Raw genomic sequence first — 26,407 nt, 5'->3', positions numbered from 1 at the left:
CGGGTTCATTGGGGGGTGGCGGATGCTGTTTGCATCAGCTGTTCAACCTTGATGAACGACTCTTCCCTGGATTGCAGGATGGCCATGGCTTCTGGCCGGGTTTCAAACAGCGGTCCATCGACGATAGAGGCGAGCTTGAGTAAATGATCACCTTCGTAGATGTTGTTTTTGAGCAAAAGGTCCAGGTTCTCGGTAATTTCATTGATGCGATCGTCGCCCGGTTCACCGAACGCTACATATTGCTCATCGACCCAATACAACCATCCCAGTCGCGCTTGAATCTTTGCTGTGTTGTCGGGAAGGTTGTAAGCCGGGCCATCGCCACGCCACTTCAGTTCCGATGTAGCCGTCCATGACAGCCACGCACCGCGCTCTTTTCCGAAGTGGCTGGGGGCAGGGCTGTACACCGCTTGCCAAGGACCGAACAATTGAATGGCCGCGTCACCAGCGGTGTAGGCCAGCGCAGCCCAGAGGCTGGGTTTGTGGTAGCTCAACAGACTTTGGCCACCGGAACCGTCATTGGCTCGCAGTAACCAGCGCGCGTGCGCGAGGGCCTGATTGGCATCTTCTGCGACCAGCGCAATACCCGAGTAGTTTTCTTCGCACAGACGCGTGGCTTCGCTTGCCAATCGGCTACCCCAAGGCGTCGTGAGCCAGAGCGGACCTTCGTCAGCGATTTCGGCAAAGTCAGTACTGCTGAACAAGGCCTGAGCATTCATCGGTTCGCCGATGCGATAGAGACGAGACATCGCCTCGGGCTGGCGTCCGCGATCGATGATGAAACACAGGACCTGACTGGACTGTTCCCTGGGTAGCGACTCGAATCCATAACGAGGTGCGGCCAGCAGGGAATTCATGGTGTTTACATGCATGTGCAATCCTTACGGCTGCAAGCGCCGTTGCTCTGTTTGCCGCACAACGGCGTGATACCCGACTCGTTGAGACGGCTGGGGAGAGGGGCCTTGCCTGCTGTATCCGCATCCGCCACCTTCATCGGCCCCGGTAACAACGGCGCAGCAGGCGTACCCGCACCCGGCCCACCCCCGGAATTCACCTTCACCTCAGCCCCACTAATCGTCACGCCACCCGCATCAATCTTCACAAAACTCCCGCCAGCCTTGGCCGTGAGCTCCATGCCTCCCTCAACCACCACCTTCTCTCCAGCGTGGTAGTGAATCTCTTGCCCGGCCTCGACAAACTGCGCCGTGCCGATCTTCACATGCTGAGTCACGCCGACGGTGAGGTGATCGTCCGCCCGCGCTTCGGTCTTGCGATCCAGATGGGTAACGCGGTGCTCTTCGACCTTGAACTCGCTGAACACGTTGGCTTCGACCGTGTCATGCCGTTCATTGCCGACGCGAATTTTCTGGTCGTGCTCGATGTTTTCATCCCAGTCGCGCTGGGCGTGCAGGTAGATCTGTTCCGCGCCTTTTTTGTCTTCGATGCGAAACTCGTTGTAGCCCTTGCCGCCCGGGGAACTGAGGGTTTTGAAGGTGCTGCGGGTTTTGTTCGCCGGCAGGTCGTAGGGGACGACGTTTTCCTTGTGGTAAAGGCAGCCGGTGATCAGCGGTTGGTCGGGGTCGCCTTCGAGGAAGGTGACGAGCACTTCCATGCCGACTCGCGGGATGGCGATGCCGCCGTAGGCGTTGCCGGCCCAGCCGGTGGCGACGCGCAGCCAGCAGCTGGTTTTGTCATCGGACTGACCGTCGCGGTCCCAGAAAAACTGCACCTTGACCCGGCCATATTCGTCGCAGTGGATTTCTTCGCCCGGCGGGCCGGTGACGATGGCGGTCTGGCTGCCCAGCACTTTCGGTTTCGGGTGTTCCAGGGCAGGGCGGTAATGCGCGGCCCACGGGGTGGCGAGGAAACGGTTGCGGTAGCCCTGGTGGAAGTCGTCTTTGTTATGGGTGACGTCGCTGGTGATGTTTTCGCCGAGCACTTGTGGCTGTTTGCCTTCGTGGACGATTTCCAGCAGCAGCCAGAGGTCGTTCCATTCGGCGCGCGGGTGTTCGCTGAGGGCCATGAAGTGGCCGCTGACCAGGGTCGGTTCGTCGCCTTTGCCTTCGGCCAGTTGGTAGTCGCTGCGATGACGCTCGAGGGCGCGGGTCGCCAGTTGCTTGCCGCGCGCGCGGTCGGTGAAACGGCCAGGATAGTCGTAGTCTTCGAGGTCCGGGGCGAACTCGGTCTTGGCCGCACTTTCAGGCAGCAGTCGCGGTTTCTCGAAGTCGTAGTCGCGGCGGCTGACGCGGGTAGTGCGGGTTTCCAGACGCAGGTTGAAGCGCTTGATCACCGGTTTCTTGGCGGCCATGCCGGAGTCTTGCTGGTAGCTCACCGGCGCGAGTTTGCGGAACACCGTCTGGTCATCGCCGAACACCAGTTTGTGGCCGCTGGTCGAGTGCTGGAAGTGGAAGTGAATGCCTTCCTCTTCGCACAGGCGCTGGATGAAGTGCAGGTCGGATTCGTCGTACTGCACGCAGTACACGCGCTCGGGGTAGATCGCGCCGAGCTGGAAGCTGTAGGCGTCGGCCAGAATGCCCCGCGCTTCGAGCACCTGGGCGATGATCTTCGGCACGCTTAACTGCTGGAAAATCTGCTGGTCATGGTTGTGCCGCAGGTAGGCGAGTTGCGGCACCAGGCTGATGCTGTAGCGGGTCAGGCTTTTGCCGGAATCGCCTTGCTCGATGCGGTACACCAGACCATGGATCTTGCCTTGGCCGGTGGCGCCGAAGGTCAGGCAACCGGGCTTGTGCAGCAACTCTTCGAGTTTCAGGTCGGGGCGGGCGCTGACCAGTTCGATGTCGAAACAGAAAGGCTGGTTGAGGGCTTCGCGGCCGACGAAGCTGAGGACCTGCAGGTCGACGGAAACGCCTTCGAGCGAGAGGGATATATGGGTTGCGTTTGCGTCCAGCATGCCTTGAGTTCCGTCCTTTGAAAAAGCAGGCGCGGATGGTGCAGCATTAAAGTGCCATGTTCAAGGCGCAAATGCCGTAGGTGCAGGGGGGCGAAGTATAGGGAAAACCCCTAGTTACAGGGTTTCGGCCAATGAATATGGGCTTGTGCAACTGACTGCACCCTCATTGAAAGCCGCAGGCTCTTGTAGGAGCTGCCGCAGGCTGCGATCTTTGGCGACGGTGAGTCCGACGAAAATCAAGATCAAAAGATCGCAGCCTGCGGCAGCTCCTACGGGTGCCGTGTCAGGTCGGGACTGTCAGGTGAGTTGATGCCGATACGGCAAATCCGGCCCGGTCTTGCTGCAGGTCAGGGCAGCGGCGCTGACGGCGAACCTGAGCATGGCATCGATCTGCTCCTTCCTCAGCTGTTGCAGACCCTCGACCGAATCCAGTTGCTGCTCGGTCAGCCAGGTAATCAACGCTGCCTGAAACGTATCGCCAGCCCCCACGGTGTCGGCGATTTTCACCGAACTGGCCGGTACCGACCACGAACCGTGGGCACGGCTGAACACCGTCGCGCCTTCGCCGCCTCGGGTCAGGAACACCAACTGACAGCGATGCTCCAGCCAGCCTTCGATGACGCGCTGAGGGTCCTGCTCGGGGTACAACAGGCTCAAGTCTTCGTCGCTGACCTTGATCAGGTCGGCAAGCTCCACCAGCGTGGCAATCCGCGAACGCCACAACTCGATGTTCGGCTCGGGATTCAGGCGCACGTTCGGGTCGAGGCTGATCAGGCGCTTGCCGCTTTCCCGTTGCACCAATGCCAGCAAGGTATCGGCAATCGGTTGCACCACCAGCGAGAACGAGCCGACGTGCAAACCACGCACTTCAGGCCCCAACTCTGGCAGATGCGCCAGGCTTAACTGGCGATCAGCGCAGCCTTCGCCACGGAAGCTGTAGTGAGGTGAGCCATTGGCACCGACCGCGACCATCGCCAACGTGGTCGGCGCGGTAAAGTCTACGAGGTAGTCCGGGCGAACACCTTCATCCTGCAGCACTTGCTGCAAACGTCGGCCGAGGTAATCGGTCGACAGCCCGCCAAACAGCGCGGCGTCCACGCCCAAGCGGCGTAAACCCACCGCCACGTTGAACGGCGAGCCGCCGGCAATCGCCTTGAAATTCACTTTGGATGCCAGACCGCTGGCATCGTCTTCGCTGAAGAAATCGAACAGCGCTTCGCCACACACCAAATACATAATTGTTCACTCTTTAAAGGGTTGCGACATGCTGTTGATAGCGTTCGTAGGCCTGCTGACAGGCCGCCACATTTGCTGCAATCGGTAAGGTTTCACTGGCCAGATCGAGCTTCACACAGCGCTCACAAAGGACCGCCAGGCTGTCTTCGTGACCGTTTGCCCATGACTTGCACCATGCCGCCTGAATCGCTGCGCCGAGGGCCGCGGCTTCACTTTGTTCGGTACAAATCACTGGCGTATTCATGATGTCAGCGACTATCTGTCGCCACACCGGGCTTTTCGAGCCGCCGCCGATCAGGCAGATGCTGCGGCTTTGTAAGCCATTCTGGCGCAGCAAGTCCAGCCCATAACGCAAACCGAAGGTGGTGCCTTCCACCACGGCGCGGCACAGGTTGGCCCGGGTCAGGTTGGTCATGGTCAGCCCCAGCAGGCTGCCGCTGGCATGGGGCAGGGCGGGGACGCGTTCGCCATTGAGGAACGGCAGCATGCACATGCCGTCGGCACCGATCGGTGCTTGCGCGACCAAGGCGTTGAACGCCTCGATATCCAATTCGAACAACTCGCGAATCGCGCCGGTCGCGTTGGTCAGATTCATGGTGCAGATCAACGGCAACCAGCCGCCGCTGGAGGAGCAGAACGTCGCGACCGAGGCATCGGGGCTGACGTTCGCTTGTTCGGCGTAGGCGTAAACCGTTCCCGAGGAACCGAGGCTCATGGTGATCGCGCCGGGCTTTATATTACCGGTGCCGATCGCGCCCATCATGTTGTCGCCGCCGCCGCTGGAGACCAGCGCCTTGGGGTTGATGCCGAGGTGTTCGGCGATACCCGGCAGGATTGTGCCAACCGGTTGGTGGGCATCGATCAGCTCCGGGAGTGCGGCTTGCAGGCGCCCGGTGGGGTCGATGTCGCGCAGCAGTTGCAAGTCCCACTGGCGGGTTCGCACGTTGAAATAACCGGTGCCCGAGGCATCGCCGTACTCGCTGCAACTACGGCCGGTGAGCCAGTAGTTGAGGTAGTCATGGGGCAGCAAAATGCGCGCGATCCGGGCGAATACCTCCGGGTGCTGTTCTTTGGTCCAGAGTAGTTTGGACACGGTGTAACCCGGCGCGATGACGATGCCGAGGCGTTCCAGGGAGCCTTTTTCGCCACCCAGATGGGCGAGCAAGCGGTCGTTCTCCGGCGTGGACTCGGTGTCGCACCAGAGCTTGGCCGGGCGCAGCACCTGGCCGCGATCGTCGAGCAGCACCAGGCCATGTTGCTGGCCGGAAACACCGATGCCGAGGATCGTCCGACCGTCTACATTCGCTGCGAGCAAGGCGCGGTGGGTGGCCAGGGTAAATGCTTCCAGCCATTGGGCAGTGTCTTGTTCGCGACGGCCGTTGGCACCGCTGATCAGGCTATGGGCGGCGGCGCCCTGACCGAGGACCTGGCCGCTGCGCGCATCGAGGATGACGGCTTTGGTGCCTTGGGTGCCGCAGTCGATGCCGAGGAATAATTGTTGGTTTGCCATGGAAACACCCTACCGAAGATCGTTCCCACGCTCTGCGTGGGAATGCCTCAATGGACGCTCTGCGTCCGCTTCTGAATGGGACGCGGAGCGTCCCGGGCTGCATTCCCACGCAGAGCGTGGGAACGATCAGGCGGCGAGCACTCTTTCGAGGGTTCGGGTCACCCCAACCTCCCGCAAGCTGTTACAGCACCACTCGAACGCTGCCACAAACTCGGCTGAACGCGGAATCGCCGTCCCGAAAATCTCCTCAGCTTCCAACAATCGTTGAGTGATCAACACATCATCGGCCACCAGCGCCTGACAGAACGCCGCCCGCGGATCAGGAATTGCATAGGTCTGGCCATTCTCATCCACGCCTTTGAGGTACAGCGCCCACGCCGCCACCACCAGCGCCGCACGCTTGGTCTCCTGCCCATCAGCAATCAAGCGGTTGATGGTCGGCACGGTGAACTTCGGAAACTTTGACGAGCCATCCGAACACACCCGCTCCAGCTGATCGGCAATCGCCTGGTTGGAGAAGCGCGCCACCAGGGTGTTTTTGTACTCGGTCAGGTCGATCCCGGGCACCGGCGCCAGTTGCGGCGTCACGTCCAGGTCCATGTAGGTGCGCATGTAGCGCACGAACAGCGGGTCGTTCATGGTTTCGTGAACGAAGCGGTAACCCTTCAAAAAGCCCAGATAGGTCAGGGCCAGATGGCTGCCATTGAGCAGTTTGATCTTCATCTCTTCGTAAGGCGTGACGTCGTCGGTGAACTGCACGCCGACCTTTTCCCAGGCCGGGCGACCGTTGACGAATTTGTCTTCCAGCACCCACTGCACAAACGGTTCGCAGACCACCGGCCAAGCGTCGTCGATGCTGTGTTTATCGTGCAGTTGCAGACGATGCTCGGTGCTGGTCATCGGCGTGATGCGGTCGACCATCGCGTTAGGGAAGCTGACATGGCGCTCGATCCAGTCGCGCAGATCGGCATCGCGCAGGGCGGCGAATGCCAGCAGGGCTTTACGGGTCACGGCGCCGTTGTGCGGCAGGTTATCGCAAGACATCAGCGTGAACGCGGGCGTACCGGCTGCACGACGTTTGGCCAAAGCGGCGCAGAGGAAACCGAACACGGTTTTCGGTGCGTTCGGGTGAGCCAGGTCATGCTGGATCTGCGGCAGGTGCGCCATGAACTCGCCGTTGCTGTCATCGATGCAATAGCCGCCTTCGGTGATGGTCAGCGAGACGATGCGGATGTCTGGATCGGCGAGTTTGTCGATCAGCACTTCGGCGCTGTCTTCGGCCAGCAGCATGTCGCGGATGGCCCCGATGACCCGCACTTCGGCGTCATCGGCGTCGCCCAGTTCGAACAGGGTAAACAGATAATCCTGCTCTTTGAGATCGTCCCGGGCGCGGCGGTCTTCGGCGCGCAGGCCGACCCCGCAAATGGCCCAGTCCAGTGCTTCGCCGGTATTCATCAAGGCATCGGTGTAATACGCCTGATGCGCGCGGTGGAAACCGCCGACGCCAATGTGCGCGATGCCTTGGCGGGTATCGCTCAGGCTGTAGGCGGGCAGGGCCACCTCGGGGGCGAGGCGGTTGAGGTTTTGTTTATTCAGTTTCATTGCATGCTCTCGGATCAGGCTGCGGCGCGCAGTGGGCGGGTCAGCGCCACGCCGTCGGCATCGAATAAATGGCAGTGTTCAGCGTCCAGGTGCAGGCTCAGGGTTTCACCGTAACGGCTGGCCAGATCGCCGCGAACGCGCATGGTCAGCGCTTCGCCGGAAGACGTCAGGACGTGGCAGAAGGTGTCGCTGCCCAAGCGTTCGCTGACATCGGCAGTGACTTGCAGGGTGCAGTCGCCGGGTTGCGCCAGTTCAAGATGTTCCGGACGAATCCCTAAGGTCACCGCACCGCCGACACTCAGATTCGCCCCGCTCAGGGGCAAGGTGATGCGGGTGCCGGCGTCCAGCAGTACTTCACAGCTTTGGCCGTTGACGCGGGTGACTTTGCCCTTGAGGAAGCCCATTTTCGGCGTGCCGAGGAAGCCTGCGACAAACAGGTTGGCCGGCTGGTGATACAGGTCCAGTGGCGAACCGACTTGCTCGATCTTGCCGCCATTGAGTACGACGACTTTGTCGGCCATGGTCATCGCTTCGACCTGATCGTGGGTCACGTAGATCATCGTGGCTTGCAGTTCTTTGTGCAGGCGCAACAGTTCCAGGCGCATCTGCACCCGCAGGGCGGCGTCGAGGTTGGACAGCGGTTCGTCGAACAGGAAGATTTTCGGGTTGCGCACGATCGCCCGGCCGATCGCCACGCGTTGACGCTGACCGCCAGACAGTTGCTTGGGCTTGCGCTCCAGCATCGGCCCGAGTTCAAGGATGCGCGCCGCTTCGCCGACTTTCTTCTCGACTTCGGCTTTCGCTACACCGGCCAGGTCGAGAGCGAACGACATGTTTTTGCGCACGCTCATGTGCGGGTACAGGGCGTAGGTCTGGAACACCATCGCCAGGTCGCGCTTGGCCGGGCTGACTTCGGTAATGTCGCGGCCATCCAGTTCGATGGTGCCGCCACTGACTTCTTCCAGGCCGGCGATCAATCGTAGGAGGGTGGATTTGCCGCAGCCCGACGGGCCGACGAACACCACGAATTCCTTGTCATTCACTTCGAGGTCGATGCCTTTGATGATGGAAAAACCTTCGAAGCCTTTTTGCAGATTTTTGATTTTCAGGTTGGCCATGGGGGCCTCCGCTTGAGTTAATTCAATTGCGCCTGGTGAGCTTTTTGTGGGAGCGGGCTTGCCCGCGATGGCGATTTAGCAGCCGACATCCAGGTTGAATTTGCCGACGTCATCGCGGGCGAGCCCGCTCCCACAGGGTTTTGTGTCAGATCAGGGATCCGGGGACATTCATTTCACGGCACCGAACGACAGACCGCGGACCAATTGTTTCTGGCTGATCCAGCCGAAGATCAGAATCGGCGCACAGGCCAGGGTCGACACTGCCGACAACTTGGCCCAGAACAGACCTTCGGGGCTTGAGTACGAGGCGATCAACGCGGTCAGTGGCGCGGCTTGCGACGAGGTCAGATTCAGCGACCAGAACGCTTCGTTCCAGCACAGGATCAGCGACAGCAAAACCGTGGAAGCCAGGCCGCCCTTGGCGATCGGCAGCAGTACCCGGACCATTTCCTGCCACAGCGTTGCGCCGTCCAGGCGTGCGGCTTCGAGGATGTCTTTGGGGATGTCTTTGAAGTAGGTGTAAATCATCCAGACCACGATCGGCAGGTTGATCAGCGTGTAAATCACGATCAGCGCGATTCGCGTGTCCAGCAGACCGAAACTCTTGGCCAGCAGGTAGATCGGCATCAGCACGCCCACCGGCGGCAGCATTTTGGTGGAGAGCATCCACAGCAGCGTGCCTTTGGTGCGCTGGGTTTCGTAGAACGCCATCGAGTAGGCCGCCGGCACCGCGATCAGCAGGCACAGGGCCGTGGCGCTAAAGGAAATTACCACCGAGTTCCAGGCGAAGCTGAAGTAGTCGCTGCGCTCGTTGATGTGCAGGTAGTTCTCCAGCGTCGGCATGAAGATGAACTGCGGCGGCGTGGCGAACGCGTCGATTTCGGTTTTGAAACTGGTCAGCACCATCCAGAAGATCGGGAAGAAAATCAGGATCGCGATGGCCCAGGCCAGAGTGCCGAGCAGCAGACTTTGCAGACGGCGGGATTGTTGAAGAGTCATGGCGCAGGCCTCAGGCTTTATCTGTCAGGTTTTTGCCGATCATTCGCACCAGCACGATGGCCGCGACGTTGGCAATCAACACCGCGATCAAACCACCGGCGGACGCCATGCCGACGTCGAACTGCACCAGCGCCTGGTTGTAGATCAGGTAGGCGAGGTTGGTCGAGGCGTAACCGGGGCCACCGTTGGTGGTGGTGAAGATTTCGGCGAACACCGACAGCAGGAAGATGGTTTCAATCATCACCACCACCGCAATAGGCCGCGCCAGGTGCGGCAGGGTCAGGTGCCAGAAGATCGCGATGGGGCCGGCACCGTCCAGGCGTGCGGCTTCTTTCTGTTCCTGATCGAGGGACTGCATAGCGGTCATCAGGATCAGGATCGCGAAGGGCAGCCACTGCCACGAGACAATGATGATGATCGACAGCAGCGGGTAGTGCGCGAGCCAGTCCACCGGCTGCGCGCCGAACAGTTTCCAGATGTAGGCGAGAATCCCCGAGACCGGGTGAAAGATCAGGTTTTTCCAGATCAGCGCACCGACGGTGGGCATGATGAAGAACGGCGAGATCAACATCACCCGCACGATGCCGCGACCGAGAAACTCACTGGCCTCCAGCAACGCGCTGATCAACACGCCGAACACCACGCTGATCAGCAGCACGCTGCCCACCAGTAACAGGGTGTTGGTGGCGCCAGGCAGGAAGCCCGAGTCGCTCAGAAAGTAGCTGAAGTTCTCCAGCCCCACGAACTGGTTTTCACCGGGGTAGAGCAGGTTGTAGCGAATCATTGAAAAGTAAACGGTCATGCCCAACGGCACGATCATCCATAGCAACAGCAATGCTACCGAGGGGCTGACCAGAAACCAGCCGGGGTTGGTCAACCGGCTTTTGCGCACCGGTTGGGGGATGTCCATGTGAGCTTTGACAGTTGAAATATTCATGGCGATAGAACCGATTAGGAACAGGCGAATGAAGATCAAATGTGGGAACGGGCTTGTGTGGTGAGGGGGCTTGCCCCCGTTCGGCTGCGAAGCAGTCGCAAAGCCTTGGGGCCGCTTCGCGACCCAACGGGGGCAAGCCCCCTCGCCACACAAGCCCGCTCCCACATGGGTTGCGTGGTTATTTGGGATAACCGGCGCGCTTCATCTCTCGTTCGGTGGTTGACTGGGCGGCGGTCAGGGCCTGGTCGACCGTGGTCTGGCCGATCAGCGCTGCCGAAAACAGCTTGCCGACCTGGGTGCCCACGGCCTGGAATTCAGGAATGGTCACCAACTGGATGCCGATGTAGGGCACGGGCTTTGCGCTTGGCTTGCTCGGGTCCGCGGCCTTCAGCGATTCCAGCGTCACCTTGGCGAACGGCGCGGCATTCATGTAAGCATCGGTGTAGGTCGAGGCGCGAGTGCCTGGCGGCACGTTGGCAATGCCGTCTTTTTCCGCGACCAGAGCACCGTATTCCTTGGAGGTGGCCCAGGTGCTGAACGTTTTCGCCGCGTCCTTGGCTTTGGAACTGGTCGGGACGGCCAGTGCCCAGGAATACATCCAGGCCGAACCTTTGTCGGTGGTTTCATGCGGTGCGTAGGTGAAGCCGACGTGATCGCTGACCTTGCTTTGGGTCTTGTCGGTGACGAACGAGCCGGCCACGCTGGCATCGACCCAGATTGCGCATTTACCGCTGTTGAACAGCGCCAGGTTCTCGTTGAAACCGTTGCTCGACGCACCCGGCGGGCCGGATTTCTTCATGGTGTCGACGTAGAAATTCAGCGCGTTCTTCCACTCGGGGCCGATGAATTCCGGTTTCCACTGCTCATCGAACCAGCGTGCGCCGTAAGCATTGGCGACAGTGGTGATCAGCGCCATGTTCTCGCCCCAGCCAGCCTTGCCGCGCAGGCAGATACCGTACTGTTCTTTGTCTTTATGGGTGAGTTTGCCAGCAAATTCGCTGATCTGAGTCCAGGTCGGGCGTTCGGGCATGGTCAGCCCGGCATCCTTGAACAGGTCGGTGCGGTAATAGGTGATGGAGCTTTCAGCGTAGAACGGCAGGGCATAGAGCGTGCCCTTGACCGAAAGGCCTTCACGTACCGAAGGGAACACGTCGTCGAGGGCGTAGCTGGCCGGCAAGTCTTTCATCGGTTCCAGCCAACCCTTGGCACCCCAGAGCGCGGCTTCGTACATGCCGATGGTCAACACATCGAACTGCCCGCCCTGTGTGGCGATGTCGGTGGTCAGGCGTTGGCGCAGGACGTTTTCTTCAAGCACCACCCAATTGAGCTTGATGTCCGGATGCTCGGCCTCGAAGGTTTTCGAGAGCTTTTGCATGCGGATCATGTCGCTGTTGTTGACGGTGGCAATGGTCAGGGTCTGGGCGCCGAGGCTGACGCTACTGAGGGTCATGCAGGTGAGAGCAAGCAGAGCTTTTACAGAAGGTTGCATCGTGCACTCCTTTTCTGCACCCGGCGGGTTACAGAAGGACAGTTATTGTTTTTGTGTCTTCCGAGGCAGGAAGAATGTGCACTGATTACAGCCTTCAATCGATGGACTGACAAATCATCCATCGCACTGTGACCGATACTTTTTTGCACTGGGGTTCAATGCGGGAAGCGCAGAGGACGGTGTTTTAGCAGTTAATCCCGATTGAATCCGTACAGGTTTATACGGCCGAAATCAAAAGATCGCAGCCTTCGGCAGCTCCTACAGGGATCGCGTGATTCTGTAGGAGCTGCCGAAGGCTGCGATCTTTTGATCCTGCTTTTAACCGTGGTTTTGCTCAGTCAAACGTTGCACCGCCAACCGCCGGTAGTGCGACGGCGTCATGCCCTTGAGCTGTTGGAAACGTCGGTTGAAGTTGGAAATATTATTGAAGCCTGACTCGAAACACACATCGGTCACCGTTTTATCGCCATCGGCCAGCAGTTCGCAAGATTTGCTGATGCGCAGGCGATTGACGAACTCGATAAAGCAGCGCCCGGTGGCTTGTTTGAACACTCGGCTGAAGTAGGTTGGCGTCAGCCCCAAGTGCTCGGCGACTTCTTCCAGCGGCAGGTCCCGAGCGTAATGGGCAAAGATGTAATCCACCGCCCGGTTGGTACGGTCGATATTGTGTTCATCGGCCAGTTGCGGCGTCGTGGCACCGGACAGCAACTGATAGTCATCGGACGCCGCCAGCAACTCCAGCAGAATGAAAAAGTACCCGAGCCGGGTCATGCCTTGGGTGTCGGCAATGCGCTGCATCAAGGTCATGGCCTGGCGGATCGTGCGCTTGCAGCGAAACTCGATGCCGTACTGCGCGCGCTCCAGCAAGGGTGCAAGCGTCTTGAGCTCGGCGAAAACCTGATGGCCGCTTTCAAACAGTTCGTCAGTGAAATTGACCAGCATGTCGCGCTTGGGCACCACTTCGTCTTCGGCCACCTGGCTGATCCAGTTGTGGGGCAGGTTGGGGCCGGTCAGGAACAGCGTTTCCGGGTAGAAATTACCGATGTAGTCACCGATGAACACCTTGCCGGAGCTGGCGACGATCAGGTGCAGTTCGTATTCCTTGTGGAAATGCCAGCGCACCAAAGGGCAGGGGAAGCCGTGTTGACGATAGATGATGGACAACCCGTTATGGTCGTCCATCAATTCGTAGGAAGGATCGGTAACTCTGGCTGGTCGGCTCATGTCAGGACACTTTTATTGTTATCGCCCGTTGATCATGCCTCTTTCCAGGCTCACTGTGCCAGCCTGCGACGCTGATCGTTCAGGGCCGTTCATGCAACGAACGGCCATACACGGCTTTCATGCTGGAGGCGCTCCAGCAGTAACGGACAATCTCGCACTCGTCGAAAAAGTCGATGTTAATGATGCTGCAACGGGTTACCCAGTCGCGCGTTGTACTGAACCAGTCATTGATTTGGCTTTTTATGTGCTGCGGGCCGCCCAATAGCGAATAGGTGGTCGCCGACAGCGACCAGAGAAATGTTTCGTAAGGCGCATCTTCAAGGGTCGTAGCGATATGGCTACGCAGCTCGCTGGTATCAGTGAATGTCTGGTCGAGCCACTTGTGCGGTATGCGCGGCCAGAAGTATTGTCTGTCCAGCCCCGACGCACCTTGGGCTGCCATGACGATGCGGCGCAGTGAACTGGTGCGCTTGAGTTCACCCACGGTTTTCAACGCGTCGCTGTGCGGGATGATTCGCAGCCCAAGGCGACGCACCAGCACATCGTTGAATTTTCGATAGTCGAAGGGTTTCCCCGCTATTCCAAGTTGATGAAAGTCCAGAACGATGAATTCATCCGGATTTCGATCCAGGAAGTTCGATACCGCATCGATCAGTTCATCGAGGATCCGATGGGATTGAAACCCATTGTGATGAAAGTAAAACACCGGCTCTACGGGGCCGAATGTGTAACCAAGCCGTAGATCGAAAGCCCGCGCGCCATTGGCCAGTTGCCAGGCAAATGAATCGTTCTGGCAGATTGTCCAGTTGCCGACCACCACTTCATAGTTGGGCGCTTTTTTGTCCATGCCGGCATTGTGCGTACCGGGCCAGACAATGTCGGTCAGCTTCAATAGATCAATATCCAGAACATTGCCCATCCACCGCTGTTTATCAAGTGTTCCTATTGCACTGTGAGTCATGGTTCATCCTTGTGCGTTGACTTCGCCCCGTCCGTAGGGCGAAGTGGTTCGTGAACCAGAGGCGGCGAAGGGCCGCTTCTGGATTGTCAGGCTGTCATAAAGACAAGTTCATAAACCAGCATAGGAGTGCTTGGCAATATTGCCAGCGATAGAAATATCTCCTCAAATATAGCTAACTGATGGCGCGGTTGCGTGAGGGGTTATTTGATTCGATTGCTCGCTTTTTTAAGATTTACGGTTCGGCAATAAGAAACTATCTTCGTTTCTTCAAAGAAGTCGACGTTGATAATGTTGCACTTTTCCGCCCAGTCGGATTTTGCCGGATCAAACCATGAGTCAAGTTGAGCATGAATGTCTACGGGGCCGCCGAGAGCGCCGTAGCTGGTTGCGGAAAGCGACCACGGCGCCCATTTGCCTGGAGGGCTTTTCAGTACTTCGATGATGTGTTTTTCCAGTTCATCGACATTTGTATCACCGATGCCACTCCATTTGTGCTCGATTTTGCTGCAAAACCAGGTTCGATCAAGCGCCATGTCCCATGGGGCAGCGACCAATACTCTCTGATCACGACTGATTTTTTTGAGATCGCCAAGGGGCAGATGCATATTTCCAGCGGGAATAATCCTGTTGCCCAAATACCCTAGGAACAGGGTATTGAAGAGGCTGTAGTCAAACGGCTGCTTTCCGTTCTTAAGTTCGTGAAAGTCAAGAATCACAAACTCGTCGGGATTGTCTCGAAGGAAGAGATTTATATCGGCGATGAGAATTTGCAAATTGCGGGAAGAGCGGTAGCCGTTGTGCTGAAATCGGAACTTACCAAACGCTGTGGCCTCGAAGTCGAAATCCAGTCGAACATCGAGCGCACGTGCACCGTTGTTCAGTTGGGCATAAAACGAGTCATGCTGGCACGCCAGCCAATGGGCGCCGGGAATTATCGGGTAGGACGCTTTCCAGTCGCAGCCCGCGTTATGGGTGCCCGGCAGAGTCAGTTCACAGAGCGATAAAGTGTCAATGGTCGGTGTGGCGGTCATCCAGTTATTGAGTGCGTAGTTTTCTAAAGTGCTATTGCTCATTAAATGCATCCTTGCATCGATTGATAGAAAAACCGCCCTTTAATGTTGATGTATTTGAGGGGGCGGCTTGTTCGTATTTATAACGATGAAAGTGTAATTATCCAATCGCGGGATTAATGCAAGGTATGTGTTTTGACAGTGTTGGATTTCTGTTTGTTAGTTGCGGTAAAAGTTGGAGGCCTGGTTATTGATTTCGGTTCTTGGCCTCGATCCACTGCGCCATGTACTGAGTGCTTTTGTGATGGTGATGGCGCAACATGCTACCGGTAAAGTTATCCCGTCTAAGTTGTGCCAGGTGTTGCTGGCAATACAATAACTTCTCGATCAGTGCCGGGCCATGTATCGACGGCTGATAGCGATCGGCTAATAACATCTGCCCCTGGGATTGGGCGCTCATCCAGAGGTCTTTGTCTTTATAAAGACGAACCGCGCAATCGGCGAACTCACGCGCGGTTCGGGTCACGGCGCCCGGCCACGGCTGTTCGCGGTGCATCGCTTCTGCGCCAATCGGGGTGGTGACATTGGGTGTGCCGCACAGCATGGCGTCGACGATCTTGCCTTTGATACCCGCACCGAAGCGTAACGGCGCCAGGCACACCCGGGCCGCGGACATGACTTGCAAGGCATCTTCTGCCCAGTTCATCACATGAAACCCTTGGGCCGCATTGTGCAGGGCGGTGGCTTTGGGCGGCGTATAGGCGCCATAGATATGCAGTTTCGCCTCTGGCAACTGCGCACGGATCAGCGGCCAGATCGTGGTTTTCATCCAGAGCACGGCGTCCCAGTTGGGCGCGTGGCGGAAGTTACCGATACTGAGGAAATGCGCACGGTCTTCAAAGGCTGGCGGCGGCGCACTCGGCGGATCGACCATCAGCGGACACCAGTGCAGCAAATTGCGCGGCAGTTTGAACTGCTCGACCAGCAATTCAATCTCCACTTCGGAGATCATCAGATTCAAGTCGCAGCGATACAGCGCAGCGATCTCCCGTTTTGCCAGATCGGTATCGGCCATGAGCTCGAACTCTTCCTGCAATGCCGGGGCGAACAACTCACTGAAATCATCGGCGTCGTCGCTGGCCTTCAAGCGCTCCTTGAGTCGCTGATGCCGGGCATGTCGCAGGCTTTGCAGATCGGAGGTCTCCAGCACGCGCAAGGCGTCGGGGCAGTGTTTCTCTACTCGCCAGCCGAACTGTTCCTCAATCATGAACTGGTCGAACAGCACGATATCCGGTGCAAGTTCACTGACAAAGGTGTCGAAACTGCTGTTATTCAACTCGATCGGCACTTCGCGAATGCCCAACGCGGTCAGGTCCGCACGGTGTTCACCGGTGCCGGCCGGGCTGCTGAAGGTAATGTCCCAGCCCTGCTGCAGGAACGTATCGAGAATTTGCATGACATGCCCACTGGCCGCAGAAGAGCGGGGCTCGGGCCAGACGTAACCAATCACCAGGACTTTGGTTGCGCGGGGCTGACTCATTGACGGGTATTCCTTGAAGCGGGTAGAGAGTGGAGAGAATCGTGGCGCGAGAAAAGTCAGGCCTGGACGAGTATGTCTTTGACCTTGTCCCGCAACTGATCAATGGAAAACGGCTTGCCAATGAGATGCATGCCGTCAGGCACCTCGATACTTTCGGCATAGCCGCTGGCGAACAGAATGGGCAATTCTGGACGCAGCATGCGTGCCTGTTTGGCCAATTCCCGACCGTCCATTACCGGCAATCCCACATCCGTCATCAACAAATCGATGTCCTGGTCTTCATCGTTGATGAACTCCAGCGCCATTTCACAGCCATCCGCCGCAAGTACCCGGAATTCCAGTTCCTCCAGTACATCGACGATCAGCGTGCGCACGATGGCATCGTCTTCTACGACTAGAATGGTGGAGGTGTCAGCGGGCATAGTGGGGCTCTCAAAGGTTGAATTCGCGGTTGCCGGACGATCGAAACCGCCGGGTTCTTGCATGAGTCAGTGACGAATCACGGCAAGCTCCCGACGCGCTACAAAAACAATAGCCGCACAAGAGCCGCAGAGAATAACCGCTCCTTTGTCCCAGAGCAGCTAAATGCAGGTTTTTGCCGCAAAACATGTCAGAAAAATGGATGAGCCCGACCGTTTTGGGGCAGACTCGATGGTTTTCAACAGTACGACAAGGCTTCCCCATGACCTCTGCGTCCTCGGTTGATGAGCAACGATTCCGTAAACTCCTGAGCCGCAACGTCAGCCTGCCATTGGGGGTTGGCGTCATCAGCGCGGTGTTCTTCGTTTCGCTGATCACCTACTTGTTGTCGGTGATCCAGTGGGTCCAGCACACCGACCGGGTGATCAATAATGCCAATGAGGCGATAAAGCTGACCGTCGATCTGGAAACCGGCATGCGCGGGTTCCTGCTCAGCGGAGATGAACATTTCCTTGATCCCTACGAGACAGCCAAGCCGAGAATCGCCGTCGCTCTCACTACCTTGCTCGAATTGACAGCCGACAATCCGGTCCAGACTGATCGTCTGCGTCGGCTCCAGGCCTTGCAGACAGAATGGGCCCATTACGCGCAATCGATGATCGATTTGCAGCGCGCCAGCGGTGACTACCGTGGCGCCGTCAAGGCCGGACGCGGCAAGCGGCTGACCGATGAGATCCGCAAGCAATTCGAAGATGTGATCGATTTGGAACAGCAGTTGCGCGCCACTCGCAACGAGGAAGTGCGCCAAACCACGATTTGGAGCATCGCCCTTTATCTGCTGTTCGTGGCCGGTATCAGCGGGTTGCTGGCCTATATTGGCCGTCGGGACTTGCTCAAACTGTCGCAAAGTTACAGCGCCAATCTCGCCGGACAACAGGCCAGTGCCCGGCGCCTTGAACAGCAAGCCTGGTTACGCAATGGCCAGACCGAACTGGCCGAGCAAGTCTTGGGGCAGCTATCCCTCAATCTGTTGGGGCGCAACATTCTGCAGTTCTGCGCGCAATATCTGGGCACCGCCGTCGCGGCCATCTATGTCCGTGAGGACCATGGTGGCCTGAAGCGCATCGCGTCTTACGGTTTCTCCCGGGAGCAGGAAGCGCTTGAGCAGCAGATCTACAGTGGCGAAGGGATTGTCGGCCAGGTGGCGCAACAGGCGCGCTTGATCCGTCTCGACGACGTCCCGAGTGATTACTTCAAAATCAGCTCCGGTCTTGGCGAAGGCCTGCCGCATAGCGTGCTGGTGGTGCCGACCAGTGACGACGATCGGGTCAACGGCGTGATCGAACTGGGCTTCTTGCGCCCCTTGGCCGACCGCGACATCGAACTGCTCGAGCTGATTGCCGGCAACATCGGCACCTCTATCGAGGCCGCTCGTTATCGCCAGCGCTTGCAGGAAGTGCTGGCCGAAGCCCAGCAACTCAACGAAGAGCTGCAAGTTCAGCAAGAAGAACTCAAGACCGCCAACGAAGAGTTGGAAGAGCAGTCGCGGATTCTCAAGGAATCCCAGGGCCACCTGGAAACCCAGCAGGTAGCGCTGGAGCAAACCAACGAACAACTCGCCGAGCAGGGGCAGATCCTGGCCGCGCAACGCGATGCCATGGACCTGAAGAACACCGAACTGAATCTGGCTCAAGTTGAGCTCGAAGCGCGCGCCGAAGAATTGCAGCGCTCAAGCAAGTACAAGTCCGAGTTCCTCGCCAACATGTCCCACGAGCTGCGCACGCCGCTGAACAGTTCGTTGATTCTGGCCAAACTGCTGGCGGAAAACCCGCAGGAAAACCTCAGCGCCGAGCAGGTCAAGTTCGCCGACTCGATTTATTCCGCCGGCAATGACTTGCTTAACCTGATCAACGACATTCTCGATATTTCCAAGGTCGAGGCCGGCAAGCTTGAGGTGCGTCCGGAGAACACCAATGTTGCGCGTCTGGTGGAAGGCCTGCGAGGCATGTTCCAGCCGATGGCTGCGGACAAAAAACTGGATTTTCAGGTGCAGTTGCAGGCCGATGCACCGCTGATGCTGTTCACTGACCGTCAGCGACTGGAGCAAGTGATCAAGAACCTGCTGTCCAACGCGGTGAAGTTCACCGAAAAGGGCACGGTCAACCTGAGCGTCGCTGCTCAGCCAGACAATGGCATCGCCTTTATCGTCCGCGATTCCGGCATCGGTATTGCGCCGGACCAGCAGGAAAGCATTTTCGAAGCCTTCCGTCAGGCCGATGGCACCACCAATCGTCGTTACGGCGGCACCGGCCTGGGCTTGTCGATTTCTCGTGATCTGGCCACCTTGTTGGGCGGCTCGATCAGTGTGACCAGTACGCCTGGGCAAGGCAGTGTGTTCACCCTGGTGTTGCCGCAGCAGTACGTCGAACCGGGCGATGCGCCTGTCGAGACCATGAAAGCCACGCCGGTTGTCATGCCGAAAAGCGCCATGGTTGCTGCGCCAATGCCGCTGATTGCCGCCGTCGATATTCCGCGTTTCGACGATGATCGCAACAAGGCGCCATTCGCCACTCGCTGCATTCTGGTGGTGGAAGATGAGCCGAATTTTGCGCACATCCTCTACGACCTGGCCCATGAACTGGGTTATCAGTGCCTGGTAGCCCACGGCGCCGACGAAGGCTACGACCTGGCCAGGCAGTTCATCCCCGATGCGATTCTGTTGGACATGCGCCTGCCGGATCATTCCGGGCTGACGGTATTGCAGCGTTTGAAAGAGCATGCCGAAACCCGGCACATCCCGGTGCACGTGATTTCGGTCGAAGACCGCGTCGAAGCCGCCATGCACATGGGCGCCATCGGTTATGCGGTCAAGCCCACCACGCGTGAGGAACTCAAGGCCGTGTTTGCCCGCCTCGAAGCCAAACTGACGCAGAAGGTCAAACGTGTATTGCTGGTCGAAGACGACGATGTGCAACGCGACAGCATTGCCCGACTGATCGGCGACGAGGACATCGAAATCACCGCCGTCGGCTTGGCGCAGGACGCACTCGACTTGCTGCGCAGCACGATTTTCGACTGCATGATTATCGACCTGAAGCTGCCGGACATGCTCGGCAACGACTTGCTCAAGCGCATGTCCACCGAGGATATCTGCTCGTTCCCGCCGGTGATCGTCTATACCGGACGTAATCTGACTCGGGACGAAGAGGCCGAGCTGCGCAAGTATTCGCGCTCGATCATCATCAAGGGCGCACGCTCGCCCGAGCGGTTGCTGGACGAAGTGACGCTCTTTCTGCACAAAGTCGAATCCCGTTTGTCCCATGAGCGCCAGGCGATGCTCAAGACCGCCCGCAGCCGCGACAAGGTTTTCGAGGGCCGTAAAGTGCTGCTGGTGGACGACGATGTACGCAACATCTTCGCCCTCACCAGCGCGCTGGAGCAAAAAGGCGCAATCGTGGTCATTGGTCGCAACGGCCGTGAAGCGATCGGGAAATTGAATGAAGTCGAGGACATTGACCTGGTGCTGATGGACGTGATGATGCCGCAGATGGATGGTTTCGAAGCCACCCTCGAAATCCGCAAGGACCCGCGCTGGCGCAAGTTGCCGATCATTGCGGTGACGGCCAAGGCCATGAAGGACGATCAGGAGCGCTGCTTGCACGCCGGCGCCAACGACTACCTGGCCAAGCCCATCGACCTGGATCGCCTGTTTTCGTTGATCCGTGTGTGGCTACCCAAGATGGAACGCATTTAGTGGAACGCAATGCCGACGTCGAATTGCGCCTGTTGATTGAGGCGATCTACCTCAAGTACAGCTACGATTTTCGCGATTACTCGGTCGCGTCGATCAAGCGCCGGGTCAATCACGCGTTGAGTCAGTTCGAGTGCAGTACCATCTCGGCGCTGCAAGAGAAGGTTCTGCACGATCCGACCGCGTTCATGCAACTGCTGCAATTGCTGACGATTCCGGTCAGTGAAATGTTCCGCGATCCTTCGCATTTCCTGGCGCTACGTCGGGAAGTGGTGCCCCTGCTCAAGACTTATCCGTCGATCAAGGTCTGGATCGCTGGTTGCAGCACCGGCGAAGAGGTCTATTCGATGGCGATTCTGCTGCGCGAAGAAGGGCTGCTGGATCGCACCATTCTCTATGCCACCGACATCAACCCGCGCTCGCTGGATAAAGCCAGGCAGGGGATTTTTTCACTGGAGAATGTTCGGGCCTACACTCACAACTACCAGCAGGCTGGTGGTCAGCGTTCATTCGCCGACTACTACACGGCGGCCTATGGCTACGCCATTTTCGACAAGAGCCTGTGCGACAACGTGACTTTCGCCGATCACAGCCTGGCCACCGACAGCGTGTTCTCGGAAACTCAATTGATTTCGTGCCGTAATGTATTGATTTATTTCAATAAAAAACTACAGGGTCGTGCATTTGGCTTGTTTCACGAATCTCTGTGTCATCGGGGCTTTCTGGCACTGGGCAGTAAGGAAACCCTGGATTTTTCGGCCTATGGCAATCAGTTTGAAGCATTGGTCAAATCAGAACGGATATATCGCAAATCATGAATAGGGCAGTGCTGGATACTCATCGGCTGGATCTTCACGGCATCGGCCGCCTGCTTGTCGAGCTGCAAGGAGTCGCATGTTAAGTACCGTCCAGGCCAAACTGCTGATCGTCGACGATCTGCCGGAGAACCTTCTGGCGCTCGAAGCATTGATCAGGCGTGAAGATCGTATCGTCTACAAGGCCCTGTCCGCCGACGAAGCCCTGTCGCTGTTGTTGCAGCATGAATTCGCCTTGGCCATTCTCGATGTGCAGATGCCCGGCATGAACGGCTTCGAGCTGGCAGAGTTGATGCGCGGCACGGAAAAAACCAAAAACATCCCGATTGTGTTCGTCAGTGCCGCCGGCCGCGAGCTTAATTACGCGTTCAAGGGCTACGAAAGCGGTGCGGTAGACTTCCTGCACAAGCCGCTGGATGTTCACGCGGTCAAGAGCAAGGTCAATGTCTTCGTCGACCTGTATCGCCAGAGCAAAGCGATGAAGCATCAGGTCGAAGCCTTGGAGCAAAGTCGCCGGGAGCAAGAGGCGCTGCTCAAGCAGTTGCAGAACACCCAGAATGAGCTGGAGCAAGCGGTGCGCATGCGTGATGACTTCATGTCCATCGTGGCGCACGAAGTCCGTACGCCGCTCAACGGCCTGATTCTCGAAACCCAGTTGCGCAGAATGCACCTGGCTCGGGATAACGCCGCGGCCTTCACCCTGGACAAGATGCACGCCATGGTCGACCGCGATGAGCGGCAGATCAAAAGCCTGATTCGCCTGATCGAAGACATGCTCGATGTGTCGCGGATCCGTACTGGCAAGCTGTCGATTCGCCCCAGTCGGTTTGACCTGGTGCAACTGGTGAACAACCTTCTGCAAAACTTTGCACCACAGGTCGAGGCTGCGGAGTCGTCGGTTACCTTGACGGCCGAGCAGCCCGTGGTGGGCAATTGGGACGAGTTCCGTATTGAACAGGTGATTTCCAACCTGTTGACCAATGCGCTGCGTTATGGCGCCAAGAGCCAGATCGACGTACGCGTGTACAATCAGCACGGGCAAGCGTGGGTTGAGGTTCAGGATTGCGGTATCGGGATCAGTGAAGAGAATCAGCAGCGCATTTTTCAGCAGTTCGAACGGGTCAGCGCCAAGGCCGTCGTAGCGGGGCTGGGCCTGGGGCTGTTTATTTCGGAGCAGATTGTCGCCGCCCATGGTGGCTCCATCACCGTCGAGAGCCGGATTGGCGAAGGCGCCTTGTTTCGCGTTTGTCTGCCGCTGCAGGAAAACAGCCCGATAAACGCAACCTCTGAGTGACCGCACGGTCGTATCAGCAGCTATTGACCGAACAAAGGCTATCCATGAGTGAAGATGCACAAGATGTGGTACTGATCGTCGAGGATGACCCTTCGATCTTGATGGTGCTGTCTGCTTATTTGTCGGGCGAGGGTTACCGGGTGCTGCAAGCCGAAAACGGCGAACAGGCCTTTGAAATTCTGGCGAGCAAACCGCATCTGGACATGATGATCACCGACTTCCGCTTGCCGGGGGGAATCTCTGGCGTGCAGATCGCCGAACCCGCCGTGAAGTTGCGACCGGAGCTCAAGGTCATCTTCATCAGCGGCTATCCGCAGGAAATTCGCGAGACCGACAGCCCGATCACCCGCAAAGCACCGATCCTGGCCAAGCCGTTCGATCTGGATGTGTTGCAACAGATCATGCAGGACATGTTGTCCTGATCGTACCTCGGTGTCAGGGAACGATTTGATCAGCCGGATAGTAGGCGAACAGCGCCTCTTCGCTGGGAGAGGCGGGTAGTACCATTTGCACGATCGGAACCACCATCCCCCCACTTTTATTGTAGAAGTCCCTCTGGTCATGTTGTGCACCGGCCAACCCGCCCGGGGTGTAGAGATAGAAGAACGCCTGGATGGGCAATTCTCGAGGGATATTCTGCGACCAAGTCGCCAGGATCAGTTCGTTTTGCTGAGGGAACCAACTTGCGCCGAGCATGTTCCTCGTGCGTATGGATTGGTAAAAGGAGTCGGCCGCCAGGTGGTTCATGCTGTCGCGCACATCAAAACTGCATTGATAAGCCGGGGCATTCGACGGAGCAGGGGCGCGTTGCCAATGTGCCATCCATTGTTCGGCCGTCGAGATGCCCAAAGTTTGGCAACGCCGGCTTTCCAAAGGGTAGTAGGGGTGCCCCCCGCACCCCGGCTTGTCTCGAAGCTGACTCCAGCCGTCGATGGGGTAGCTGCATAGAACCTCGATCTGCCGAATGCCAGGCGGGGTAGCAAGAACCGGATAGAAAATAAACCCGTTGATCTGGCCGAACACCAGATCCCTGAATTTCGAATCCTTGCGCAGAAACGAGAACGACACACCGCCACTCTGTTGTGAATGCGGGCTGGGATTCCAGCTTGAGTATTGCGTGGATGGCACCGTCGAGCGCAGCACGATGCCTGAGCACAGAAACGCCGGCATCGTGGCCTGGCCGCAGTCGACACGGGTGTCTTGATAGCGTCTGGTCAGTTCACCCGCAACCATCGCGCCATTGGCCGTAGCGCCGCGGGTTGGCGAAGCGCCTCCTGTTCCTCTTTGTTCCTCGCGAACCTGACAGCCGGCCAAAACAACCATCAGCACCAGTGCGAAGATATTTCTCATTGGCTGCTCATCCCTTGAAGTTGACCTGCACACAATGTGTGGCGTTCTGATCATTATTTGACCTGGTCCGCCGCGCTGTAGATGAACTGCGCGTCTTCCGAAGCGGTACGTGGCAAGGTGATCTTGATAATGGGCATCACCCGACCTCCGGTCTTGTTGAAGAAGTCCCGCTGGTCGTGCTGCGCTCCGGCCAGGCCGCCGTCGAGGTAGAAGAACGCTTGGATGGGGAGTTCGTTGGGAATATTTTGTGGCCAAGTTTTCAAGATCAGCTCGATGTAGGCATGTTGTTGGGCAAAGAAATTGCCTAACCGATGTGCTCGAATGGTTTGGTAGAAAGAGTCCGCCCCCAAATGGTTCATTGAATCGCGAACGTCGAAGCTGCACATGTCCAAACTAGAGATGCGGTTTGTGAGCCATTGTTCGGCGGTCGTCACACCGATGGTCTGGCAGCGTCGGCTACGGTCGGGAGAATAGGGGTGCGCACCGCAGCCGGGCGCCAGCCTCAGTTGGGTTGCACCATCCACTGGGTATGAGCACAGCACTTCGATTTGCCGCGTACCCGCCGGTTTTGCCAGCACTGGGTAGAAGATGAAGCCGTTTTTTTGCCCGAACACCAGGCCAGTGAATTTGGCATCTTTGCTCAAATACGAAAAAGATACCCCTCCACTGGTTTGCGAGTGAGGGCTGGGGTTCCAACTGGAGTAGTCGTTCGACGCCACCGTAGACCTCATCGTCACGCCCCGGCAGAGGAAGGCCGGCATTGAGGGTTTGCCGCAATCGGGGCGAGTGTCGTTGTATTGCGTGGTCAGATTGGCTGCGACAGCTGCACCACTTATCGCCGTGCTGTTGGCTGTGCTGGCGATACCGGACTCAGCTTGCACCGCCATGGGTGCCTGTTCCGTTGGGGCCGGTTGTTGTTGTTGTTGTTGTTGTTGTTGTTGTTGTTGTTGTTCGCGAACCTGACAGCCCGTCAAAACAACCATCAACATTAATGCGATGACTTCCTTCATTGCCTGTCCATCCCTTGAATGTGATCTGCACACAATGCGTGGTGTTCTGATCTTTACTTGACCTGATCCGCCGCGCTGTAGATGAACTGCGCGTCTTCCGAAGCGTTACGTGGCAAGGTGATTCTGATGATGGGCATTACCCGACCACCGGTCTTGTTGAAGAAGTCTCGCTGGTCGTGCTGCGCTCCGGCCAGGCCGCCGTCGAGGTAGAAGAACGCTTGGATGGGGAGTTCGTTGGGAATGTTTTGTGGCCATGTTGCCAGGATCAATTCGATGTAGTCATGTTGTCCGGCAAAGAAATTGCCTAACTGATGCGCTCGAATGGTTTGGTAGAAAGAGTCTGCCCCCAAATGGTTCATTGAATCGCGAACGTCGAAGCTGCACATGTCCGAAATAGAGATGCGGTTTGTGAGCCATTGTTCGGCGGTCGTCACTCCGATGGTCTGGCAGCGTCGGCTACGGTCGGGAGAGTAGGGGTGCGCACCGCAGCCGGGCGCCAGTCTCAGTGTAGTTGCGCCATCCATCGGGTATGAACACAGCACTTCGATCTGCCGCGTACCCGTCGGTTTTGCCAGCACCGGGTAGAAGATGAAGCCGTTTTTTTGCCCGAACACCAGGCCAGTGAATTTGGCATCTTTGCTCAAATACGAAAAAGATACCCCTCCACTGGTTTGCGAGTGGGGGCTGGGGTTCCAGCTTGAGTAGGCGTTCGACGGCACCGTAGACCTCATCGTCACGCCCCGGCAGAGGAAGGCCGGCATTGAGGGTTTGCCGCAATCGGGGCGAGTGTCGTTGTATTGCGTGGTCAGATTGGCCGCGACCGTTGCGCCACTCTGCGTTGCGCTGTTGGTTGTGCTGGCGATACCGGACTCAGCTTGCACCGCCATGGGTGCCTGTTCCGTTGGGGCCGGTTGTTGTTGTTGTTGTTGTTGTTGTTGTTGTTGTTGTTGTTGTTGTTGTTGTTGTTGTTGTTGTTGTTGTTCGCGAACCTGACAGCCCGCCAGAACAACCAAAAACATCAGTGCGATGATTTCCTTCATTGCCTGTCCATCCCTTGATGTGACCTGCGCGTGGCAGGCGAGCGCAGAGCAACCCACCAGAGGTCGTGCTGCGGACTTCAGAGGAGAGTTAATCAAGGAGGAACGGCACTGAATAGCTATCAGAGTTGACAGCTGACAGGCTTCAAATCGGGGTCTAAGCTGAGCGGCTGTGCCGTGCGATCAAGGTGTG

General features: G+C 57.8%; 21 protein-coding genes. 4 read left to right on the top strand and 17 right to left on the bottom strand.

The window, feature by feature from the left end; all coding sequences use genetic code 11:
- Positions 1 to 5: 5 nt before the first annotated feature.
- The 14 genes from TU81_RS04180 to TU81_RS04115 form a co-directional block, all read right to left on the bottom strand.
- Entirely contained in the window at positions 6 to 872 is an 867-nt protein-coding gene (locus TU81_RS04180) for a DUF4123 domain-containing protein (RefSeq protein ID WP_038983407.1), read from the bottom strand.
- Positions 863 to 2,911, bottom strand: a complete 2,049-nt coding sequence (locus TU81_RS04175; RefSeq protein ID WP_048393533.1) for a type VI secretion system Vgr family protein — start codon at positions 2,909 to 2,911, stop codon at positions 863 to 865. Before TU81_RS04175 ends, TU81_RS04180 begins: the two co-directional genes overlap by 10 nt.
- 297 nt (positions 2,912 to 3,208) lie before the next feature.
- Positions 3,209 to 4,147, bottom strand: coding sequence for a carbohydrate kinase family protein (locus tag TU81_RS04170; protein WP_048393530.1), 939 nt, complete (start codon positions 4,145 to 4,147; stop codon positions 3,209 to 3,211).
- A gap of 13 nt (positions 4,148 to 4,160) precedes the next feature.
- Entirely contained in the window at positions 4,161 to 5,657 is a 1,497-nt protein-coding gene (gene xylB, locus TU81_RS04165; protein ID WP_048393528.1) for a xylulokinase, read from the bottom strand.
- 126 nt (positions 5,658 to 5,783) lie between these two features.
- Positions 5,784 to 7,259: a mannitol dehydrogenase family protein gene (locus TU81_RS04160; RefSeq protein ID WP_048393526.1), complete on the bottom strand. Its 1,476-nt coding sequence runs from the start codon at positions 7,257 to 7,259 to the stop codon at positions 5,784 to 5,786.
- Between the two features lie 14 nt (positions 7,260 to 7,273).
- Entirely contained in the window at positions 7,274 to 8,377 is a 1,104-nt protein-coding gene (locus tag TU81_RS04155; protein ID WP_030130272.1) for an ABC transporter ATP-binding protein, read from the bottom strand.
- A 168-nt stretch (positions 8,378 to 8,545) separates the two neighbouring features.
- Complete coding sequence (locus tag TU81_RS04150; protein WP_038983399.1) at positions 8,546 to 9,376, bottom strand: carbohydrate ABC transporter permease; 831 nt, start codon at positions 9,374 to 9,376, stop codon at positions 8,546 to 8,548.
- A 10-nt stretch (positions 9,377 to 9,386) separates the two neighbouring features.
- Positions 9,387 to 10,286 carry a carbohydrate ABC transporter permease gene (locus tag TU81_RS04145; RefSeq protein ID WP_223569648.1) on the bottom strand — a complete coding sequence of 300 codons (900 nt, stop codon included), beginning with the start codon at positions 10,284 to 10,286 and terminating at the stop codon, positions 9,387 to 9,389.
- A 205-nt stretch (positions 10,287 to 10,491) separates the two neighbouring features.
- Positions 10,492 to 11,802 (bottom strand): ABC transporter substrate-binding protein, encoded by a 1,311-nt coding sequence (locus TU81_RS04140; protein ID WP_048393523.1) that lies wholly within the window; start codon positions 11,800 to 11,802, stop codon positions 10,492 to 10,494.
- A gap of 318 nt (positions 11,803 to 12,120) precedes the next feature.
- A complete protein-coding gene (locus TU81_RS04135) occupies positions 12,121 to 13,026 on the bottom strand; it encodes an AraC family transcriptional regulator (RefSeq protein WP_038983396.1) in 906 nt (301 codons plus the stop codon).
- Between the two features lie 79 nt (positions 13,027 to 13,105).
- The gene (locus tag TU81_RS04130) at positions 13,106 to 13,987 is read right to left on the bottom strand and encodes a PI-PLC domain-containing protein (protein ID WP_048393521.1); all 882 of its coding nucleotides are present in this window, start codon (positions 13,985 to 13,987) and stop codon (positions 13,106 to 13,108) included.
- A gap of 200 nt (positions 13,988 to 14,187) precedes the next feature.
- Positions 14,188 to 15,060, bottom strand: a complete 873-nt coding sequence (locus TU81_RS04125; RefSeq protein ID WP_038983394.1) for a PI-PLC domain-containing protein — start codon at positions 15,058 to 15,060, stop codon at positions 14,188 to 14,190.
- Between the two features lie 184 nt (positions 15,061 to 15,244).
- Positions 15,245 to 16,537: a glycosyltransferase gene (locus tag TU81_RS04120; RefSeq protein ID WP_048393518.1), complete on the bottom strand. Its 1,293-nt coding sequence runs from the start codon at positions 16,535 to 16,537 to the stop codon at positions 15,245 to 15,247.
- A 56-nt stretch (positions 16,538 to 16,593) separates the two neighbouring features.
- Positions 16,594 to 16,959 carry a response regulator gene (locus TU81_RS04115; RefSeq protein WP_048393673.1) on the bottom strand — a complete coding sequence of 122 codons (366 nt, stop codon included), beginning with the start codon at positions 16,957 to 16,959 and terminating at the stop codon, positions 16,594 to 16,596.
- Between the two features lie 260 nt (positions 16,960 to 17,219).
- Between TU81_RS04115 and TU81_RS04110 the strand changes: the two genes are divergently transcribed.
- From TU81_RS04110 to TU81_RS04095, 4 genes are all read left to right on the top strand, one after another.
- On the top strand, positions 17,220 to 20,711 hold the full coding sequence (locus tag TU81_RS04110; RefSeq protein ID WP_048393516.1) for a response regulator: 3,492 nt from the start codon (positions 17,220 to 17,222) through the stop codon (positions 20,709 to 20,711).
- Positions 20,711 to 21,526, top strand: a complete 816-nt coding sequence (locus TU81_RS04105; protein ID WP_038983390.1) for a CheR family methyltransferase — start codon at positions 20,711 to 20,713, stop codon at positions 21,524 to 21,526. Before TU81_RS04110 ends, TU81_RS04105 begins: the two co-directional genes overlap by 1 nt.
- A gap of 76 nt (positions 21,527 to 21,602) precedes the next feature.
- Positions 21,603 to 22,817, top strand: a complete 1,215-nt coding sequence (locus tag TU81_RS04100) for a hybrid sensor histidine kinase/response regulator (protein WP_048393514.1) — start codon at positions 21,603 to 21,605, stop codon at positions 22,815 to 22,817.
- A gap of 44 nt (positions 22,818 to 22,861) precedes the next feature.
- Positions 22,862 to 23,239, top strand: coding sequence for a response regulator (locus TU81_RS04095; protein ID WP_038983388.1), 378 nt, complete (start codon positions 22,862 to 22,864; stop codon positions 23,237 to 23,239).
- 13 nt (positions 23,240 to 23,252) lie between these two features.
- On the opposite strand, the gene TU81_RS04090 is transcribed toward TU81_RS04095, so the two are convergent.
- From TU81_RS04090 to TU81_RS29295, 3 genes are read right to left on the bottom strand one after another with little or no spacing between them, the layout of a single operon-like run.
- Positions 23,253 to 24,167 carry a hypothetical protein gene (locus TU81_RS04090; RefSeq protein WP_038983387.1) on the bottom strand — a complete coding sequence of 305 codons (915 nt, stop codon included), beginning with the start codon at positions 24,165 to 24,167 and terminating at the stop codon, positions 23,253 to 23,255.
- Between the two features lie 53 nt (positions 24,168 to 24,220).
- A complete protein-coding gene (locus TU81_RS04085; protein WP_053078273.1) occupies positions 24,221 to 25,177 on the bottom strand; it encodes a hypothetical protein in 957 nt (318 codons plus the stop codon).
- Between the two features lie 53 nt (positions 25,178 to 25,230).
- Positions 25,231 to 26,217: a hypothetical protein gene (locus tag TU81_RS29295; protein WP_053078272.1), complete on the bottom strand. Its 987-nt coding sequence runs from the start codon at positions 26,215 to 26,217 to the stop codon at positions 25,231 to 25,233.
- Positions 26,218 to 26,407: the final 190 nt, after the last annotated feature.

Origin of the sequence: Pseudomonas lini (assembly GCF_001042905.1) — a bacterium.
Taxonomy (GTDB): Bacteria; Pseudomonadota; Gammaproteobacteria; order Pseudomonadales; family Pseudomonadaceae; genus Aquipseudomonas; species Aquipseudomonas lini.
The sequence above is the reverse complement of the archived record's forward strand: the minus strand, read 5'-3'. Positions and strand labels throughout refer to the sequence as shown.

Bases quoted from the DNA above. Each gene is read 5' to 3' on its own strand.
- xylB (WP_048393528.1), bottom strand. From the start codon at position 5,657: ATGGCAAACCAACAATTATTCCTCGGCATCGACTGCGGCACCCAAGGC.
- TU81_RS29295 (WP_053078272.1), bottom strand. From the start codon at position 26,217: ATGAAGGAAATCATCGCACTGATGTTTTTGGTTGTTCTGGCGGGCTGT.
- TU81_RS04160 (WP_048393526.1), bottom strand. From the start codon at position 7,259: ATGAAACTGAATAAACAAAACCTCAACCGCCTCGCCCCCGAGGTGGCC.
- TU81_RS04135 (WP_038983396.1), bottom strand. From the start codon at position 13,026: ATGAGCCGACCAGCCAGAGTTACCGATCCTTCCTACGAATTGATGGAC.
- TU81_RS04150 (WP_038983399.1), bottom strand. From the start codon at position 9,376: ATGACTCTTCAACAATCCCGCCGTCTGCAAAGTCTGCTGCTCGGCACT.
- TU81_RS04175 (WP_048393533.1), bottom strand. From the start codon at position 2,911: ATGCTGGACGCAAACGCAACCCATATATCCCTCTCGCTCGAAGGCGTT.
- TU81_RS04095 (WP_038983388.1), top strand. From the start codon at position 22,862: ATGAGTGAAGATGCACAAGATGTGGTACTGATCGTCGAGGATGACCCT.
- TU81_RS04100 (WP_048393514.1), top strand. From the start codon at position 21,603: ATGTTAAGTACCGTCCAGGCCAAACTGCTGATCGTCGACGATCTGCCG.
- TU81_RS04170 (WP_048393530.1), bottom strand. From the start codon at position 4,147: ATGTATTTGGTGTGTGGCGAAGCGCTGTTCGATTTCTTCAGCGAAGAC.
- TU81_RS04180 (WP_038983407.1), bottom strand. From the start codon at position 872: ATGCATGTAAACACCATGAATTCCCTGCTGGCCGCACCTCGTTATGGA.
- TU81_RS04090 (WP_038983387.1), bottom strand. From the start codon at position 24,167: ATGAGAAATATCTTCGCACTGGTGCTGATGGTTGTTTTGGCCGGCTGT.
- TU81_RS04120 (WP_048393518.1), bottom strand. From the start codon at position 16,537: ATGAGTCAGCCCCGCGCAACCAAAGTCCTGGTGATTGGTTACGTCTGG.
- TU81_RS04130 (WP_048393521.1), bottom strand. From the start codon at position 13,987: ATGACTCACAGTGCAATAGGAACACTTGATAAACAGCGGTGGATGGGC.
- TU81_RS04140 (WP_048393523.1), bottom strand. From the start codon at position 11,802: ATGCAACCTTCTGTAAAAGCTCTGCTTGCTCTCACCTGCATGACCCTC.
- TU81_RS04085 (WP_053078273.1), bottom strand. From the start codon at position 25,177: ATGAAGGAAGTCATCGCATTAATGTTGATGGTTGTTTTGACGGGCTGT.
- TU81_RS04110 (WP_048393516.1), top strand. From the start codon at position 17,220: ATGACCTCTGCGTCCTCGGTTGATGAGCAACGATTCCGTAAACTCCTG.
- TU81_RS04125 (WP_038983394.1), bottom strand. From the start codon at position 15,060: ATGAGCAATAGCACTTTAGAAAACTACGCACTCAATAACTGGATGACC.
- TU81_RS04155 (WP_030130272.1), bottom strand. From the start codon at position 8,377: ATGGCCAACCTGAAAATCAAAAATCTGCAAAAAGGCTTCGAAGGTTTT.
- TU81_RS04145 (WP_223569648.1), bottom strand. From the start codon at position 10,286: ATGGACATCCCCCAACCGGTGCGCAAAAGCCGGTTGACCAACCCCGGC.
- TU81_RS04115 (WP_048393673.1), bottom strand. From the start codon at position 16,959: ATGCCCGCTGACACCTCCACCATTCTAGTCGTAGAAGACGATGCCATC.